The organism is Paenibacillus spongiae (assembly GCF_024734895.1).
In the GTDB taxonomy this organism is placed as follows: Bacteria; Bacillota; Bacilli; order Paenibacillales; family Paenibacillaceae; genus Paenibacillus_Z; species Paenibacillus_Z spongiae.
Map to the genome: position 1 here is coordinate 5,669,254 of NZ_CP091430.1, position 20,079 is coordinate 5,689,332.

A 20,079-nucleotide genomic window follows, 5' to 3' on the forward strand; every position below is an offset into this window, starting at 1 on the left:
CCAACAAGCAGAGACGAATCAGGAAAGCTGATGTTTTTCAGTCTGCAATTATTTATCGATCGTTAATATATACTCGGAGGACGGCCCAATGACTATCAGTCGATGATCGAGCAATGCATTCTCGCCTAATACCCGTTTCATCTCTAGCGAATTTTCTACGAATATTCGGACCTTTGCCGTAAAATGCGTAGGGTTTGTCAGCTTTACCGTCATCGCTGCGTTATTATTGTCAACGACCTCTGCGTCAACATGATCGATCGCGCGAATGTTCCCCGTATCCGGCTGAATGTACACGCCGGGCACTTCCAAATAAGTTAGCATGTTGGAAACTTCGCACCAGCAAGAACCGCCCGCGACCTCGCCAATGTTCTCCTTGCCTTCCCAATCGCTTAGATTGACTCGCTCTCCCATCCATCCCGGCCGCGAGTATTGGGTTCCATTGCGATTGCCGCCCCATGATATACGAAGCGGCCGGTCCTCTCGCGACATGTATTGCGGCAGGTTATGCGCGATATCTTGGAGCAGCTCCAGGTAGAATTCGTTTGCCGTTGCACGATAAAGCTTAAACAAGGATACACCAGAAAACGTACATATTCCCGGAGACGCATGCTTATTTTGCACGCTTGCCCAGACCGCGCCGGATGAACGCAAATCAAGTTTGCGAAATTCCGTTTCTTCGGCATATTCGTAATCGTACGACACAACCCATGTCGCGCATAGTTTTGCCGTTTCTTCAGCCATCCCCAGCCACTTGCGGTCGCCAGTCGCTTCGTACAAGACGACATAAGACTCCAACAGCGCGAATGCCGACTCGCTGTCCGGGCATTGGCATATTTCGCCTGGCGCACCCGTCGTAACGCCCTGCTTCATGAAATGCTCGTAATAATATTGGCCGGCTTCCTTCGCTATAGCGATATAGTCCGGACGGTTGAAATATTGGCCGGCCAATGTAAGCCCTGCAGGGGCTATTGCCGCGCCGGCACTGCCTCCAATGAGGATTTCTTCCTTGTCCAGATCAATGAACTGGCCGAATTGACCGTATTTGTTCCATAAGCGAACGAATGCATCGCAGGCCCGAATCAATCCATCTTTCCAATTGGCCGGCATCTCTTCACCTAATTGGTCCAGCAGCATCAGCTGCTTGGTCATAAAGTAAAGGACATCCGCATTTTTGCGCAGCAGAACGATCGACGTTTCTTCATGGCGGCGGAAAGCGTCGCCATATCGATTTCCCTTGCAATAGATACCGTAAAAAAATCCGGAAGGCGCCTGGATCGTATCGAACATGAAATTCAACGTTCTGATCGATCGCGCTTTGGACAATCCGCTTCCGATGGCGAGCATCGGATACGTGTTGATCGCCCCGCCGACCCAGCCTGTCTGCCATTCGCCGAACACCGGATCCGGCGAAGTCGACGACCGGTAAAACTCGTGGACGGCCTGCCAATTGTCCCGGTTATACTTCTCCTCTAGAATGTCCCACGAAGTCGAGAATGGGATTTCATGCCGATGCTCCGAAGGGCCGGTCAAGTCTTTCCGGATACGCGTGAAATAATCAAACAACGACGGAATGCCGGGGCAATCGAACATATAAAGCCTAAAGTTGATCGTCACCTCGTCCTGTTCTTGAAAATCGTATCCGCGATCGCCGGAGGGCTCTTCCGCATTGCACATTGAGTATGTAAAGTTTCTCACCGCAGGAGCCGCAATCGAGATCAGCGCTTCCGAACGATCGTCATTTTCTTCTACGGTCAAGCCGGAATCGCCTAGCGCCGTTCGCTGATAAGTCAGCATAAACAAGCCTTTCTGCTGTTGATGCAAGAAGCATCCGACGGCCGGTGTAGCCAAGTCTCCCGTCCGCAATTCGATTTTCGACGGCCCTTCATTCCGATTGAGTCTCGGCACATCGGTAATCGTCGTCGGAATGTCGACACCAATCTCATCCTCGAGGGTCAGCATTGGCGGATACGCTTGACTGCTTACCCGAAAACGGTTGCCGTTGTAAGCTGCCGCAGGCATCAACAGGTAGTCTTCCTGCGACCATCGGTCCAGCCTGAGTCCAACCGATACGCTCGCTTCGTTCAAGCTTCCCTTGATAACCTTAAACGTAACTTGGCAATCCATCGCCTCTTCATTGCCTTCGACCGGTTGCGATGAATAACGGATATCCCACAACGATTCGCCCAGAACAAGCTGCTGTTCACCGCTTGATTCCGACCAGTCGCCCATGGCCGATCGGATCGGCCTGGCCCCATCGTATTGGGTCAGCTGGAACGCCATTCCACAGCCAGTTTCATTCATTCGGGCATAAGCATGACTCATAGAACGCTGTCCTCCAGATTGCCCGTCATCGCCTCCACCGTCTCCGGTTCGCCCCACGCCGATATTTTCATGCTGACAGACGGCTTCGGATCCCCCTCGAATTTGCAGCTGAACGATACGGGCTGCCCCCCGCTTCGGAGGATCGGCGCATCCGCCGACGCCTGCACCGTCTGCAGCAGATTCCAGTTTTGATCGTAGATGCTGCCGGTCCGACCGCCTTCGCACACGAGATATTGATTCGGCTTCAGTTCCGTATCGAATGTCATGTAAACCCCGTTGGTGTATAAAGTCGGCCGTTTCACCGAAGCGTCCTCATTCCCGTACGAAGGGACCACCCGCAGGGTGAATTTCAACGGTTGCTCGGCATACGAGTTGAAATAAACCCAGTCGGCGCCCCCTGGCTGGCCCGGCTGCAGCTCGGCAGGATGGCAGACAAGCGGCTTCGAGATGTGAACGGGGTACAGCTTCCAACGGCCTTCGCCGGCCGGTTCCAAGTGCCAGTCTCCCTTCGGCTCGCGCAGCCGCTTGCGCTGCTCGGGCGTAAACGCTCCGGCCCGCCGTGCCTTCTCCCATTCGCGCACCGACGCCAACAACGGCTCGATATTGCCGTTTCGCCGCAGCACCGCCGTATCGGCTACCAATGCGAAGCCCGCCCCGAATCCGGCCGCTTTCGACAGCACCCATTCGATTTCGTCCGGCGCCGTCGCCTCGAACCGTTCGGAAGCGGACCGGACGAGAAACCATCCCAGCATCGGCGGGATAAAGTTTCGGGCGAAATACCGCTGGTTGCTCAGCCTCCATTCGAGCTGGCCTTCGCGCGTTGCCGCTCCCCACGGCTCTCCCCAGTTGAATCGCGTGAATATGTGCCACAGATAGTTTGGAACGACGATGCTCGCATCGTTGATCACATCATCGCCCCAGCCATCGTAGCACATCTTGACGAACCGGTTGACGCCGTAACCGTCATGTCCGGTGGCGTATAAGCCCTCTAAGCCGTCGAATGAAATCTGCTTCAAGCCCGTCGTTCGGAACAGTTCCGCGATCCGCCTGCTGTATTCATCCTGCAGGTCGATATTCGGAAAGAAGACGTCATAGGGGTGATCCCACAGCCGGCCGATTTCCGCGCCGGCCTCATGCTTGGCGGCAGCCGTGCCATTCACGCCGCGCCGTACGTCCAGCAGCTTCCAAGGCGCGCTCTCGGTCACGGCGTCGTATTCGATCAGCTCGCTGCCGATTTTCGCCGAACGCCGGAACAATCCGGCCCCGAACGGCTGCGGGTCGCTTACCTCGATCTCCCGGTCCTCCGCTCCGACGCTGCCGACGGCCCGCGCCGATCCTGAGAACTGCAGCCGTTCGTCCGGCACCGGCGTCACATAGGGATCGTTCAGCGTCGTAAAGTTAGAGAGCGTATGAACGCCGACCTTCACGCCTTCGCGTTCGGCCAGCACCGCGCAAGCTTTCAATCCAGCGTCGCCATTAGGGAAGCTGCTAGGCTTCAACGTGAAATGTCCCCATTGCGAGAACGGATCGGGATGATACACATAGTTCAAGCCGGCCATCTTCGTATACCGCACCGCATCCGCCATCGTCGCTTCGGAGAAATCGGTGATGACATACGATTGATTCGCCGCCGGCGACGTTTTGCCCCACTCGCCTTCGATCATCGGATGCGGCAGCCCTTCCCCGATCTCGATCGCTTCGATCGTTTGGAGAACCTGGTCGACCGCGCAGCCGAACAAGGCGATCTTGGTCCCGGCGATTCGAGCGTCGCCGCCCGCGATCGGCGCGATATCGACATCCGGCAAATTCCATGCGGGGCGCCGGGCTGCATCTGCCCGATTCCGGGCATACGCCTGCAGCATGCTTCCTTCGCTTGTTGGCCACGCCGCGCAAACATCATACTCGAATTTGTTGTCCGAAGGCTGCGTGCTGTCAGGGTCCGGCATCCCGCTGTTCGAATACGTTTGCTGAACATATTCCATTCGATCGAGCTCGAGAGGCCACCCCCCGACGGTTTTTATATTCAACGCCTGCAGGCCGAGGGCGAACGATCCGTTATGCACGACGCCGACTGACTCCCCGATCGAACCGGCAACCGTCGTAACGTAAGGCCCCCAGATGACGGCATCTACATCGCCATCAATGGATTGTACTTCGAATGTCGCGTAAAGCCCTTTTTCTTCGGCCAGAATCGCCACCGTCGCCCTGCACTCAGGAAACTTCAATGTTATTATGCCGGATGCCGCTTCATAATCGGCCTGTTCCGGCATCTCGATACGGCCGTCAACGACAACCCGAAGCAGCGGCATAGTATGCTTGGCAGATTCATATCGATTACCGGAAGCCGTATCGGCCAGACCGGTTACCCTGCCTTGACGATCCAATAGAATGCTCGAATTTCCCGCAGAAATGTTCAACATCTCTTTCATCTCCTTACACCGGCAACTTTTCGTTTATTCGTTCCAAAGCTGCGCGTTCAGCCCATCCGCTTGCCGATTTCCATCGCAGCGATTTCATTGGGCTGAAGCGTCAGCGTGATGATTGTTCTTTGACGAGCTACACGGAAGGGTACGATACGCAGGGCTCTGTTCGGATCGTCACTTTGGCAGCAGTTAATCCGGGTGACTCAGCCGTAATGCACAGATCTCCAGCTTGCTTCGTCGATTGGACGATGGCCATGCAAAGTCCGTTAAAAGCTCTTCGTTTCCAAACCGTGCCGCTGCCGATATACTTATCCGGCTCATGGCTGCTCGGGTTTCCATTGCCGACACCGATTAATACGCCCGGTCCGGTTACGGTGAATACAACTTCATTGTCAGCTGTGGGGATGACCCGGCCTAAAGCATCTACAATTTGCACGGCAATGCTCGATACATCTTCGCCGTCGGCATCGATGGCAGAGCGATCCGGCAATAACCGCAGCTCGGCGGGAACGCCTGTTGTTTCTCTGGCAGCGCTCGCTATCTCTTGTCCATTCCTGTATCCTTTGGCAACAAGAGCGCCAGGCTCATAGGGAACCTTCCAGCTCAGATGCCCGAGATGCTGCATTGGTTTCATGCCAAGGCTGCGGCCGTTGAGAAACAGCTCTACTTCTTCGCAATTGCTGTAGCAGCGCACGTCGATGTCCTGCCCTTCCTTACCCGGCCAGTTCCAATGCGGGAATAGATGCAATACCGTCCGGTCGGTCCACCAAGACTGGTAATAATAGTAGTTGTCTTTCGGAAAACCGCACGTATCCATCATGCCGAATTGCGAGCTGATGCACGGCCAACGGTAAGGAAGCGGTTCGCCCCGGTAATCGAATCCGGTCCATACGAAGGCGCCGGCCAAATACGGCCTCTCCGCATAATACTTCATCCATTCCTCGGCACCGGATCCCCAGCCGGGGAAGTTTTCATCATACGACGAGACATATCCCCGTTCTTCATCGTTTTCATAGATGCCTCTCGTGCACAGCGTGCTCGCTTCTTCGCTGCCGATCATGGGCGTCTGTGGATGATCGTTGTGGTATTCATCCAAATTGGCGCCGATTTTCCAATAGTTCCAGCCACGCACATCCACAACGCCGTTAATCCCCGCGCTTTGTCCGCCGTTATTCCCGCCATAGCTGACAAGACGTGTCGGATCAAGCTCGTTTACGATCCGTTTCATTGTTCTTGCGGTACGGGCGCCGGCTTCCGTATCCTGAATCCCGCTCTCTTCGTTTCCGATCGACCAAAGAATGATGCTGGGATGGTTGCGGTCGCGTTTGACCAGGCTGCGCAATTGACCCTCAAATTCCTCGCCGCAGCCTACTTGCCGGTGTTCGTCCATGACCAGCATCCCAAGACGGTCGCAAGCTTCGAGCAGTTCCGGCGTCGGCGGATGATGCGATGTCCGGTATGCATTAACGCCGAGCTCCTTCAGCTTCTCGATCCTGTAAAATTGCAAGCGGTCGGGCAGCGCCGTTCCGACTCCGGCATGATCCTGATGGCAGCAAACGCCTCGTATCGGGACATGCCGCCCGTTTAGGAAAAAGCCTTGGTCCGAATCGAAGCGAATACTGCGAATGCCAAATGATGTTACATAAACATCCGTTTCGGCTTCGCCGTCCTTGACGGTCGTAACGAGTCGATAGAGATGGGGCGACTCCAAATCCCAAAGCCACGGCTGCTCCAAACGAATGCGCTGATTGAACTCGCACACCTTCCACGATCCGATCGGCGTTGGCTCCGACTGAACGGTCGCAACCCGGCGGCCGTCAGCATCATAGATGGCCGATTCGATCGTGACTGCTTTCGCATGATCGTCTTCGTTGACAACCATCGTTTGAAGCGTCAGATCCGCAAATCCGTCGCCAATTTCCGAAACGACGTACGTTCCCCAATGCGCTACATGCATCGGGTTGGTTTTGACCAGCCAGACATGCCGGTAAATGCCTGCCCCTTCGTAAAACCATCCCTCCACTTGGCTTGCGTCGGCCCGCACGACAAGCACATTCGGCCCGTCGAACTTCACGCAGTCGGTAATATCGCGACGGAAGCTGGTATATCCGCTTTCATGACGTCCCAAGTAATAGCCGTTCAACCATATCATGCTGTCGCGAAATATACCGTCGAACTCAATGGATAGCCTCTTCCCCTCATCTTCCTTCGCTACCTCAAACCGCTTGCGGTACCACCCGATCGATGTCGCCGGGTTCGGTCTTCCGATCGGCTTGTATCCGTGATAATTGATGTCGTTATCGTCGGAATATTCAAAATCAAGCTCCACTGCCCAATCATGCGGCAGCGAGACTTCTCTCCAATCGCTGTCGTCAAATTTGACGTGAATCGCGCCTCTCCCTTCGGCTTGTTTGGCAAACGGCTTGCCTTCCCAATAACCGAAGTCGAGCTTGATGTCCGAAGCGTGTCCCAGGGCGAATCTCCAACCGGAATCCATCAGAAACCGCTCCCGAAGCGGCTGTTTTATCTCTCTATTCATTGTGCGTATCTCTCCTTTATCTCTGAATGCTCTTTGTAAATTGTCGGTGTTCAAGGAGCTCTGCAGCGTTATTTTTTATTCATCTTCTCTTTCAATTTAATCGCATAATCTTCGTCCATTTTTCTCAAGAACGTAACGACATCTTCTTTGGACGTTATGAATTCGGAAGCCTTTTCGGCCACATAGTTCTCGCCGTAGTAAAGGGAATCCGGACCGAAAGGGGAGTACGCAGGATCAGCTTTTGAACCTGTATAAACGCCTTGTAAATTGTACTGCTTATTGCCGCCTGCCATTTGATCTTCGCCAAACTGGACAGCAAGGTCCGGATCGCCAAGCGGAGAAGGCGAACCATGGCGGTGCAGCCTTGTTTGATGCTCTTTGGAGGCGAGGAATGCAATCACCTCAAACGCCTCTTTCAAATGCTCGCTGTTCGGATTAACGCTCACTGCAAGAGGTGCGTAGTTTGGCGTAATATCCGGCTGGTCGGCCCAACCCGGAACTCTGACCATATCGAAGCTGAGCCCTTTGGTACCATGCATACCGGCTAGATTCGTAATGGATAATATCGCCATTGCGGTTGTTTGGTTCTGGAAATACAAGTCTTCTTCCTTTTCTACATCCCAGTTGCCGGAGATACTGCGAAACTTATCAAGCAGATCGAAGTATTTCTTGAACCTCGGCTCTTTGGTGAACAGCACTTCACCCGTCTGCGGATCCGTACCGGTTGCCGAAAGCTCCATAAAAGGCATCGATAAGCCATTTTTCGCTATCCCGTGGTACTTGACTCCGTCTTTTTCTCCTGTCAGTTTCTTGGCCAGGTCGATAACTTCTTCCCAGGTAATTCCGTCCTTCGGATAAGGTACGCCGAATTTATCGAAAATCGATTTGTTATAAAAAAGCGCTACCTGAATATCTTCCATCGGAAATCCCAATAAACGGTTTTCGCCTTCAGGGTCCCGCACCCGCATCGATTCGAGCACACCCGGCCGGAATGCCGATAAGTCAACGTTAAATTGGTTCGCCAGATCATCCAGCGGATACAGCAGCTCCATGTCCTTCAGAACTTCAAAGCCGCCGGTGGTCAGCAGAATATCCGGATTTTCCTTCGCGGCAAACGTTTCCTCCAACTCCTGCTTGCCGACCCATTTGCTGATGAGCTCGATCTTGATGTTTGGGAACTTCTCTTCGACAAACGGCTTCACCCGCTCATCGAATTCCCCGCCCCAAGGCGCCATAAATTTTAGCGTAATCTGCTCTTTATTCTCGGATTCCGGTTCTGTCGCCGCTGGTTTATCTTGATCCTCCTGTTTCGGAGTATCATCCGCAGCAGCAGAATTTTGCTCTTTATTCGTTGATTGTTCCCCTTCGGAGTTTTTGCCCGAACATGCCGCAATCGATGCTGTGAGTAACAATAAAATCAGGATCAATGAAAGCATTCTTATCGATTTCATAGTATGTATCCCCTCACTATTTTGAATGTTTCGGCCCGCTTAACTATTTTCCAATTCCTTGATTAATGTTCTAGCCATTTCGTCCAATTTTCTTAAATGGGTATTGATATCGACATGGTCATAAATCATATCTTCCATGTGTTCGATAACGGTTTTGCCGAATAGATCCTCTTCGACCTGAGTTCGATTCGGATGGAAATCCATCTTAAACAAAGCCTCGTAGTTCACGCCTTCGAACTTCGGATCAGGCTTGATTTGCTGCCGTACCTCAGGCGACTGCAGAACCAAGGATGAAATATCTTTCCCTTGATATCTTTGAATCGTATATTCATCGGACAGCAAATAATCAATGACCTGGAATGCCTCGTCTTTATGTTCGCTGAACGAAGTCACCCCCAGAAAATAAGCCAGCCCGCCCGGAACTTTCCCTGGATTCTCATCCCAAGTCGGATAATTGACCATATCCCAATTCATCTTGGCGTCACTGAGCTGTCCGCCATTAAACCAGAGCGGCAGCATCGCAACATTGCGTTCGTCGACAAAGCGGGAATAAATATATTCACGGTATTTCTCGCGAGGAGGCAAATTGCCTGGAATTTCATACACTTGTTTCACGACTTCAAAGAACGATTTCCAGCGGTCATCCGTTAGAAACGTCGGCTCTTTCGTATCCGGATCGATCACGGGAATATGCTGCGACATCGTATTGAAACTGTCCCATCCCCACTGCAGTCCGTAATATTTGACCCCGCCAATTTCTCCCGTAACTTTTTTGGCCAGATCGACGATATCATTGTACGTTATGCCGTCTTGCGGATAAGGCACGCCGAATTTATCGAAAATGTCTTTATTGTAATGCAGTGCATAACGGTCAACGATAAAAGGCAAAAAGTCTATTCCCCCGCCCGACTCGACTTTGACTCGATCGATCAGTCCGGGATTGAAGCGGTCGATGTCGTAATTGCGCGTTTCGATTAAATCGCTCATGTCATACAAAACTTCCTGTTTTTCGAGTGCTGTTTTATGTCCCATATGCGCAAAGTACAAATCAGGCAGTTTTTTGGCGGCAAAAAGCTCCTCCAAATCCTTCTCCGTTGGCATGATGTTGTATCGTTCCAGTTTGATGTTCGGAAATTTGCTTTCCACCGGTTTTTTCCAATCTTTCTCCCATGATTCATCGTCCGCCCAGTTGATCATCGTCAAGGTGACCTGTTTTTGCGCTTCTTGCGGTTTTTGCTGATCTTCCGACTCTTGCGGCTGATCTTCATCGGCAGTATTAACCGTCGGCTCGGCCTGGTTGTTGTCGGCCGCTTTATCCTCGGATTGGCTGCAGCCTGCGAGAAGCGATACGAGAACGGTAAAAATAAGAATAATTAGATAACCTTTTCTTTTTACAGTTGTCATCTAACGATACTCCTTTGTACATGGATTGAAGAGAACCTGCTGGGATCATGACCTTCCAACGGCAAAAAAGGCAGCGTTTACAAAACAACCGTACACGATCGGCATACCGGCACCGGGCAATCACCCCCTTAACCGCAAAATACTCTGATGACAATGTAGAAAAGGCCGGAAGTTGTCCCGTCAGACCACAATAAGTTCTACTGACGGACTTTCTATTAATGAAACTTCTTCCCGCGGCATACCGCGCAGTTCGACGCATGGCATGCTGTCATTGCCTTCGAAGCGGTTTCCGCCGATTTCCGCATCGCTGCAAGCGTGAAGGCGGATGAACGATTGGGCATGATCTTGATCGCCGACTACGATGCGGTTTCGGCTAAACCGTACATGGCGGGTGCTCTTAGCATCCATTACACGATTGCCGATTGTCTCGAACGTGTTGTCTTCAATGACAATATGCTCATGCACGGGCGTTTCATGGGACGTGTCCGTGTTCTCCGGATGAATCCAGATCACGGGATCGGCGGCGCTTCCGCATTGGAGAAACGTATTGCCGCGAATCGTCACATCTTGCGCCCTGCCGGATTCGAACCAGCTTCCCGCATCGTTTGCGATAAGAATACCGCTCATTCGCATACGCTCGAATACGTTGTTTTCAATGGTCACCTTTCTCCGCGTCGTTACTAGAATGCCGCGTGTCGGAATGCGCGCAAAACGATTGCCGCGAATCTCTACCTCCGGCGTCCATGTAACGTTCTCAATGACATCGTTAGTCTCGATATGCTCCGGCGCAGGCCGCTCCAGGGTCAGCAGCATTTCCCGCGGATTCAATAACCGGGCCTCCTTGACGGTATTGCTGTCATATGCAAGCAATGAGTTTTCACGCACGAATTCAATCTCGTCACCGGGGAAAAACGCCTCGAAGCCGAACGTTTGGCCATGCATGAACCGGACAACCAACTGAGCCGGCGCAGGCTTACCGATAATTCGCAAATGCGTGCCGTGAACATTGATCGGATCGTCATGGGCTCCCTCGAACAAGCTGTCTTGAATTGTGATTCGCCCACGGCAGCCGGAGAGATGAAGGAAGTCCGCGAATGCCGCTGCCGTACGTCCAGAGTCGGGACGAGGCGCCAATGTCATCCGGTCGAAAACGAGATTTTCGCTGAATTGACCGACGATACCAAGCCCATGCATATAATGCATGCCAACTTGCTTGAAGATCACATTGCTGCTTCGGGCAACGAATGCGCCGACCTGATCCCGAATGCCGTCCCGCATTTGGAACGTCTGCCCGACGGAGGCGTCGGACCTCCGGTCAAAGTGTAAGCGAAGCCGGTTCGGCGCAAGCTCCTCGACCTTCATGGCGATCGAAACCGGATTCGGTACGCGCCACGTCGAATTATTCGTCGGATCGTACAGCTGCGCCAGGCCGTTTGTGAACCGCCACCCCAATCCGATCCAAAACAGGCGATCCCGCTCCAATTCGTATCGGCTGTCAGGGTGAACGCGAACGTCCATCGTTCGCTCTTCGACAACCTCAACCGTCATTTCCGCCATCGTCGGATGCGCATAGTCGGTGTTCAAGTTGCGGATTTCGATGTCGCTGCAGCTGATCACGGCGAGCAACGTCATTTTTCCGTGAAACATCAATAACGACCCGTTGCCTTCAATCGTTACGTGGTTCAGTCCTTGCAGAAGCAGACCGAAGGTTTTCGTATTGTCCGGGTTTTCTTCTTCCGTTGTCGTATTCGATATGCAGCACAGAGCCTGATCGGCATGATCCGGGTACAAATCGTATCGTCCATAAGGAAATTCGATAACAACGGGCTCATTCACTGCGGCAGCCGCTTTAATGGCTAATCGAATGGACGATACGGTATCCTCCCCGGAATCGGGCTTTGCGCCGTAATCGGTTACTCGAATGACTTTTGCCTCTTTCAGTTGTTGCATCGACAATCAGTTCCTTTTTTGCGTCAGCTCTTCCTCCGTTATATTGGCGGACGGCACTGACGTGTTTTTGTCATCAGCTTGATTCTCGGATTTCGTCTGCAGCCTGCGAGCAGCGATACGAGAACCTGTGCTTCCATGATCCATGTCTCCTCTCCATGCTACTGCTGGCCTTTTGCCTCCTTAATTTTGATCTGCGCTTCTTCTGTCTTCACGCGCAGGAACTCTGGTATATTCATTTCCGATGTAATGAAAGTGCCTTGATCCAAATTCACGTGGGCATCCCAGGTGCTAATGACTTCCGGTGGTTTGGCAGGCGTATACATAAAAATCGCTTTCACATTTTTGCCTTGAAAATTCGGAAGATCCGCGCCGAATTGGGCTTGAATGTCCTGATCCGTGAGCGGCGTTACTTCCTCGGCGCCCCGAGTCAACATCGTCTGGATTTCAGGGGAGTAATATGCGGCTAGCACCTGGAATGCCTCATCCTTATGCTCGCTGTACTTATTGATCATATTATGCGAATAGCTGCGGCTTACCATTGTCGTTCCAGGATTATCGGCCCATACGGGAGCGGCTGCAAAATCTATCCGAGCGGCTAAATCCGCCGGCACTGCCCAACGCATATACTGCGCGGAGGTGAGCAGCATCCCGACTTTTCCTTCAAGAAACGGGCCGAAAGGATCCGCGTCCTCTGCCATCCCCGGAATACTGTATATTTTCTTTAATAGCTCGAAATATTTGATCACACGCGGATCTTTCGCAAATAACACATCCCCGGTTGCTGGATCGGTCAGGTTTACGCCAAATTGCTGCAGTCCAAAACCAATTTCCGAACGCATTTCCAATCCGCGATATTTCACGCCTTCCCGCTCTGCCGTCATCTGTTTCGCAGCATCGATCATATCGTCCCAAGTCATACTATCAGTCGGGTACGATACCCCAAATTTATCAAACACCGTCTTGTTGTAGTACATAACGACAACATCGTTCGAATTGGGCAGACTCATCAGTCTATTTTCTTTGTCGGATGCCCGCTCGGATGCAACTAATGAAGAATTCAATGCTCCTAGATCGAATTGATGTTTTTTAATCAAATCATCCAGAGGTTCGCTTGACTCTTTTTCATATTGTGAGAACCCCCACCCTGTCACAACGATATCGGGAACAATGTTTTGAGCATGCAGTTCTTCAAGCTTTCCTTCAATTATTTCCAGCTTGATGTTCGGTAACATCTTCTCAATCGGCCGGTATCTTTTTTCGGATAACTCCGCCCCAAATGGCGATAACAATTTGATTGTCACTTGCTCTGCCGGTACCGGCTTCGCTGCATCGCCATCCGCGTCTTGTGTGCTAACGTTCTCGCTTGTGTCCTGCTTTAAGCCTTTCTGGTTGCCGGAATTGGAATTAGAACCATTATTAGAAGAACATCCTGCAATAATCAATACCGTCAAAACGAACGTTAACGCAACCACCGTCGTTCTTTTCATCGATCGATTACCCTCCTCATGAATTCTTTCGTCCAAACCATCTTTCCAGACTTATTCCTCCCTCTTACTGGTACCACATCACCTCCTATATCGGGTGAAATAACGCTCCGCTGCCAAAAAAAATGAGCAGGGGTGGCATGGCTCCATCGATTCTTGCCGAATCGTAAGCTGACGTGGAGATTGTCTGTAGCCCGGCGGGGCCTCGAGGAAGCCCCGGTTAAGTGGCAGCTACGACTTTTCCTATTCAACCAGACCGGTACGCTCAACACTCTCGACAAAATAGCGCTGCGCGAACAAGTAGATCAGCAGGGGAGGCAAAATAACAAGGAAGCTTGCGCCCATCTTGATCGGTTCGGCCAAAAATTCCGGAAACCCGCCTTCTTGAATAAACGCCGTCAAGTTGCGATCGATATAGGAGATTTTCAGCGCCAACGGCATATTCTCGCTTGCTCCAAGGAACATTCGCGGATAATACGTATCATTCCACGTCCATACGAATGAAAACAAGAACACGACAAGGATAGCCGGCTTGGCCAAAGGAAACATGACACGGGCATAAAACTTCAATGCATTGGCGCCGTCAATACGCGCCGCTTCTTCCAATGCCTTCGGCTGCGTCAAGAAAAACTGGCGGAAAATGATGACAAATAACGCACCCTTCACCCCGAAACCGAACACGGAAGGCAAGATCAGCGTCAGCAGATGCCCGTTCAATCCAAGCTCCGTATACGCCATAATCGTCGGCAAAATGATGACTTGCGGTGGAATGATGAATGCCGATATGACAAGGAGAAAAACCGTTTTTTTGAACGGAACGTCAAGTCTTGCGAGCGCATAACCCGCAAGTCCGCACGCGATGCAATGCAGCACGGCCGCCGTTACCGCGATAAACAAACTGACGGCAAGCGACCTCGGATAATCAAGCAGCTTCCATGCTTCGGCGACGTGGCCCAAATAGATGGAAGATGGAATCCACGTCACGGTCGGATCGATCAAATCTTTGATGCTCATAACCATCTTCACGAGCATTTTAATAATCGGATTCATATAAATGTAAGAAGTTATGATTAATACGGAATACAATGCCAATTTAAAAATAAGACCTTGATTGATTTCTCTGCCTAGCACCATATACCGAATTTTGCTCAAGCTGCGTTTCGTCGTCCATTTTTGTTTGGCGCGCGCTGCTAAATTTACCTTCATCATCCGCTTCCTCCCTCCTTATCCTCGATTTGCTTTGGCATGTTTCCGATTTATTCTGCCATAGAGCAAAATGACGAATCCAAGGAATGCAATAATAATCAAGAAGTAAATCCATGCCATCGCGCTGTTATAGCCGTAATTGCCCGTAGTGATGAGCGAAATAACAGGGTTGGACGGGAACGTAAACATATCCACTACCGTATAAATCAGGTTCAGCAAAATAAACGGCGACATCGCCGGAAGCGTTATTTTCCAGAACACTTCCCACGGCGTTGCACCATCAATGCGGGCAGATTCGTAGGCAGAGCTCGAAATCGTCTGAAGTCCGGCAATAAACAATAAAATTTGCACGCCGGAATACCATAAGACCAGAACAAAATGATTCATGACTTGCTTCACCGGTTTTGCCCATGAATTATCCCCAAGGAACATATCGATATAACCGCCGACATTAAACCGTTCGAGGAAACCGAGGTTGCCTTCGCCTTGATTCATGAACGACATTAAGACGGCGCCCGTAGAGAATATAACCGGCAAGAAAAAAATCGCACGGAATATAAATCGTCCCGGCAGCTTCTGATTCAGCATGATCGCGATCATTAAGGCGAAAATAACGATAACCGGCACCATGAGAACGACTTCTTGGAAATAAGGAATCAATTGATCGTATAAAGCCGAGCTGTTGAATAAAATTTCCTGATAATATTTCAACCCGACAAAATCGTAAACGATTCTTTTCGGCAAAATCTTAACTTGATGAAAGCTCATATAAAGCGAGAAGAGAAGCGGAAATCCTAAGAAAGCGATAAATCCGATCAACCACGGCGCCATAAACAGCGTTCCTTCCAGCTTGCGGGACGTCTTGGCGGAAAGGATTCGTTTTCCTGCCATGTTACGCACCTCCCTGGTTGACGATGTAATCTTTCGCCTCGACAACATGGCTGCCGGCCGTAACCTTCTTATTGTTATAATTCACAATAATTTGTTTGCCGTTGCTGTATGTCGTTTCATAAACCCCGCTCATCAATTCACGATGCCCCGTAATGAACTTGTCCTGCACATCGCCGAGCGCTTCTTCGTATTTCTTATATTGCGATTCCATCTCTTGAATCCAGTCTCTATAATTTGTGCTGTAAAATTGTTGTAAATTTAATGATTTTAGCAATTCCTCGGACTGAGCATAGGTTACGACGAAAGACGGGACAGCGCCGTATTCGATGCCTTTCAAGAAGGCCTCCCTGTAGTCATCGCTCAAGTTGGCGTAATTGAACGAATAAGTCGTCAGGCCATGAAGCGCGATTTGCGCAAAAGGGACGATGCGATCGACAAACAAATCATAAGAATAGGTGGATGGCAGGTTGTCCAAATGGCTTATAAATTGCAAGGTATACTCGTTGCCTTTTGCAACTTGCACATCGCCGAGCGCCTCTTTCGTTTGCTCAAACATCCGGGCCTGAATTTGCTTGGATTGCTCTCTGCTCGACACATAACTTTCGTTATAGTCGGTATTTAAGACACTTCCGATTCCTTGACCGAGGAGGTAGCCGTCGATCCCAAGCGACTTCGCTTCCTCCAAATCGTCTAGAAAAACGTTCTCCATAAATCGGGGACTGACAACCGTATCTCTCGTCTCGATAATAGAGGAGCCCAGATCGCGCAGACCGTCCCGGTTTTTTCGGAACCCATCCTTACTGCCGCTGTTAAAAGTGTAGGAAGATGCGTCAAGGTACACCGAAATGCCTTTTGAATGCGCATAATCGGCAAATTTCTTCATCCCGTCGCTGCCGCCAAGTTTTTTCGGAACCGGGAATGCGCCGCCGTATTCGCTATAGCCGTCGTTTTGCCACCCGAGATAGGAAATGTCCATATCCTTCACGCCAACCGCGAGCAAATCCTGTACGATCTTGGCGGCCTCTTCCGTCGTGGTCAGCGGCAAATAAGAGTCCCACAAAAATCCGTCTTCCGTATCGCCGCCAAGCAGATGAAGCTGGAGCTTCAACTTGGCATTCGTCAGCGGTTTCATCCCGTATTCCTGCATCAAATGCGCACGATAGCGTTCAGCGAGCGTAACGTAATCGATCTCACGGTTATTTTGCTCATCGATGAAATAATAACGAGTCGCCCGATCCGACTTCGTAATCTCCGGACTGTAAGTCAAGTAGCCGTTAAGCTTCTTCGTATCGGTCGGCTGGAAAAACTTAAACCGGTATTGGTACTCGGGCGTCACCCAGTTGTATTGGCTGAACGATCCTGAAGGCGCCGCAACAATGTTTGCATACTCTTCCCCTTCGGCAACGACGCCGAGTACCGCTTGTTTATTCGATTTCATCCCGAAAACCGGCAATGAAACCGGATTGCGGTCGGACATCGTGTTGCGGTTGCTGTATGCCCAGTCATCCCCATATATGCGTTCCGAATAGAGGTTCTGCGTACCCGTACGATGCTTTTTAAAGTCGAGCAGCGCACCCGGACCGTCCGGAATGAACAAGAAGCCGTCCTCATTGTCCGACGTCTGCGCGCCCAAAAACGGGAATAAACGAATGGACGCCAGTCTGGCCTTCGGATCCTTCTGGTCTTTCGGATACACCTTTTCATCAACCAAGCCGTCCGCCAATATTTTCGTTTCGACGAAATCTTCGCCGAGCTTTACTTCTACCGGAATAATGAAGCCGATATTCGGCATCTCGTAACGGATTTTGAAACCGCTGTCCGTTGGTTCAAACTGGGTGACCGTTCCACCTTGCGCATTAAAGTTCGATTCGATAAGCAAATCTTTGCGTGTATTGAACTCCAAATAACGGAACATAAAAGGAGAGCCAAGATGAACTTTCCACGCATCCGTATTCAGCTTATCCTGCCAATTTTCCGAGTTCGGAAAGGAACGCCATATTTCCCCTGTTTGTTTGCTTGTTACCGTAAAGTGTCCGGAAGTTGGGTCGGCTTTAAGCTCCAGCCTCATATTTTCAGCAATGGGCTGGAACCGGGTTTCGTCCGGCAAGCTTCCGCTTGGCTTGGAAGCCGAGGCTATACGAACGCTGGACTTTACCTTTGCGGTCCGATCCGTAGAGTCGGAATTTGCATAGATGAAGCTGCTGAGCATCGATGCGGATAAGATGCCGATCACAGCGATTATGGGCAGTTTTCCGGTGCGGAACAAACGCATCACATCGACACCTCCTGATAAATGGTATAAACAAAGCTGAAAAATTCAGACGACAATCCGATCAAGATGAATATGACGACCCATAAGATAATCATCGTTAGGACCGTAAGCAGAATATTGACTACCGCTTCTCCGACACCATAGTTTTGCAGCGCCTGGATATTCCAGAAAAATAATAGTCCGCACCACAACATCATTCCTGTCCCGATTGAGCCGTAAATCGACATTTCGCTAAGCGTAAACATATTCGAGAGGGCTGCCAGCGGTAGCCCCAGCAATACGACCGGGACTAACGAATAGGAGCTTCCAACGAACACGTCCTTAAACCGTGCTTCGCCTTGCCGGATGGAACCGATCAAATAATTGCAAATGACCCATGACAGCCACGTTGCCAAGAAGATCGTCAGCGTAGACGTCGAACCTTTGGCATAAACCGGAACCGGATTGAATGTAAAGCTCGTATAATACGATTTCACAAGAATCGTTCCGATCGTTAACAATAAAATGATGATGGCGCTCGTATAACCGCCTTTACTCAGAAAACGCAAATCGCCAAAGCCGTCCAGCGGATGCTTCAACGTATAAAACACATGCTTCGCCTGCTGGTACCATGTCTGGCGTTTCAGCCTGCTCATTGTCGGGATGACGCGGAACTTGAATTTTTTCTTCAGGAAAGCGAAGAACCATAACAAGATAACCGCGATAATCACACTGTTAGCCAATGTAGAGAAGTTTGCCTGGAACCATTGCAAACGAATTTGCCAGAATGAATCGGAGTATCCTTCACCATCGCCTGCAAGCTTAAACAAATCCCTCGAACGCTCATATTCGCCTCGGAAAAATGCAGCCTGCGCGAGTCCTTCATAGGCTGGAGAGAAGTGCGCGTTCAACTTCAGCACGTTGTCCCAATGCTTCTCCGCCTCCGAATATTTCCCTTCCTGCATCAGCCTGTACGCTTCATGAACGGCTGCGCCAAACTCGGTTGGTTCATACACCTGGATGAGACCAAGCGCTTCGTCCAAAATATAAAGAAGACCTTTCGAATTGCTTTCTACCGCAACCGGAGCCGCCGTCAATCCGACAAGCGATTTTCCAACGACGGAACGTCCGTTCCAATAGAACAGCAACGTTCCGTTTGCATCATATTGGGAAATGATGTTCCGCGATTTATCGATAATCGCCACGTTGCCGTTGCTGTCCACGGAAGCGTCCGTAATCTCCGCAACCAGTTTGTCATCCTTTTTGTCCAGGTCGGAGAAAGATCTCATATTTTTGTTGAACTCGATATCTTTCCATACATTCTCTCCGCGAATGTTCATTTTTTTGATTTGCTCTGTTTTGGAACCGGAAACCGTATAGATGAAGCCTCGCTCATCGATATCGATGTTGCGGATCGAAACGGGCAGTAATCGAACTTGCCGGCTTAACTGTTCCTTCGAATAAAATTGTCTGCGAATGATATCCATTGGAGTGACTTCCGTTTTATTCGTTCCGAAAAATTTATCGAATTTGCCTTCCGGGTTGAATTGGACGATGCCGTTATAGCTTCCTTTGGATACGACGTATATAAATCCGCGTTGGTCGACAACCATATTCGTCGGCTCGTAAACAAACGCTTCATTCACATACCGCGATTCCGGACGGCCGATTTCTCTGATCCATTCGCCATGGCTGTTCAATTGGACAACCCGCTTGTTTCCCGTATCGGCGATATAGATATCTCCGTTCTCGGCAACAAATACGCCTTGCGGCTGCTTCAGCGGACTTTCAGGCACGGTGATGATCTTGACGAGCTCGCCTTGCTCATTGAGATGAACAATTCGATTGTTGTCCGTATCGGCAATATACATATCATCGCCAGGCGCAATAAACAGATCCTGCGGCCGCTGCAGCGTTGTATACTCGACCTCGCCCTTATCGCCCGCGATTGGAATCTCCTGCGCCAGAACGCCTGCCGGAGAATAGGCGGGTTGAGTCAAGATCGTACGTCCGTAGCTATTTTTCGTAAACGTTCGATAAGGCACATCGGCGATCGCTTCCATCGGGAATACCGTCAAGGAAATTAGACAGACGAGCCAAATCGAAAATTTCCATTTGCCAAGATGCTTATGCATGGCATAACCTCCGTTCTCCTCTG

At 50.7% G+C, this 20,079-nt stretch carries 11 protein-coding genes; all 11 read right to left on the bottom strand.

What is annotated here, in order from left to right:
• Positions 1 to 48 precede the first annotated feature (48 nt).
• Positions 49 to 2,322 carry a glycoside hydrolase family protein gene (locus L1F29_RS25705; protein ID WP_258384879.1) on the bottom strand — a complete coding sequence of 758 codons (2,274 nt, stop codon included), beginning with the start codon at positions 2,320 to 2,322 and terminating at the stop codon, positions 49 to 51.
• Entirely contained in the window at positions 2,319 to 4,742 is a 2,424-nt protein-coding gene (locus tag L1F29_RS25710) for a hypothetical protein (protein ID WP_258384880.1), read from the bottom strand. Before L1F29_RS25710 ends, L1F29_RS25705 begins: the two co-directional genes overlap by 4 nt.
• 136 nt (positions 4,743 to 4,878) lie before the next feature.
• On the bottom strand, positions 4,879 to 7,284 hold the full coding sequence (galA, locus tag L1F29_RS25715; RefSeq protein ID WP_258384881.1) for a beta-galactosidase GalA: 2,406 nt from the start codon (positions 7,282 to 7,284) through the stop codon (positions 4,879 to 4,881).
• A 68-nt stretch (positions 7,285 to 7,352) separates the two neighbouring features.
• The gene (locus tag L1F29_RS25720) at positions 7,353 to 8,735 is read right to left on the bottom strand and encodes an ABC transporter substrate-binding protein (RefSeq protein WP_258384882.1); all 1,383 of its coding nucleotides are present in this window, start codon (positions 8,733 to 8,735) and stop codon (positions 7,353 to 7,355) included.
• Between the two features lie 39 nt (positions 8,736 to 8,774).
• Positions 8,775 to 10,139, bottom strand: coding sequence for an ABC transporter substrate-binding protein (locus L1F29_RS25725; RefSeq protein ID WP_258384883.1), 1,365 nt, complete (start codon positions 10,137 to 10,139; stop codon positions 8,775 to 8,777).
• 180 nt (positions 10,140 to 10,319) lie between these two features.
• Positions 10,320 to 12,089 carry a right-handed parallel beta-helix repeat-containing protein gene (locus tag L1F29_RS25730; protein WP_258384884.1) on the bottom strand — a complete coding sequence of 590 codons (1,770 nt, stop codon included), beginning with the start codon at positions 12,087 to 12,089 and terminating at the stop codon, positions 10,320 to 10,322.
• A 158-nt stretch (positions 12,090 to 12,247) separates the two neighbouring features.
• Positions 12,248 to 13,612, bottom strand: coding sequence for an ABC transporter substrate-binding protein (locus L1F29_RS25735; protein ID WP_258384885.1), 1,365 nt, complete (start codon positions 13,610 to 13,612; stop codon positions 12,248 to 12,250).
• 204 nt (positions 13,613 to 13,816) lie between these two features.
• Positions 13,817 to 14,782 carry a carbohydrate ABC transporter permease gene (locus tag L1F29_RS25740; protein ID WP_258384886.1) on the bottom strand — a complete coding sequence of 322 codons (966 nt, stop codon included), beginning with the start codon at positions 14,780 to 14,782 and terminating at the stop codon, positions 13,817 to 13,819.
• 15 nt (positions 14,783 to 14,797) lie between these two features.
• Positions 14,798 to 15,670: a carbohydrate ABC transporter permease gene (locus tag L1F29_RS25745; protein WP_258384887.1), complete on the bottom strand. Its 873-nt coding sequence runs from the start codon at positions 15,668 to 15,670 to the stop codon at positions 14,798 to 14,800.
• 1 nt (position 15,671) lies between these two features.
• On the bottom strand, positions 15,672 to 17,942 hold the full coding sequence (locus L1F29_RS25750; protein ID WP_258389808.1) for a DUF5696 domain-containing protein: 2,271 nt from the start codon (positions 17,940 to 17,942) through the stop codon (positions 15,672 to 15,674).
• Positions 17,942 to 20,056 (bottom strand): YIP1 family protein, encoded by a 2,115-nt coding sequence (locus L1F29_RS25755; protein WP_258384888.1) that lies wholly within the window; start codon positions 20,054 to 20,056, stop codon positions 17,942 to 17,944. The genes L1F29_RS25750 and L1F29_RS25755 overlap by 1 nt, the downstream gene beginning before the upstream one ends.
• Between the last annotated feature and the right edge of the window lie 23 nt (positions 20,057 to 20,079).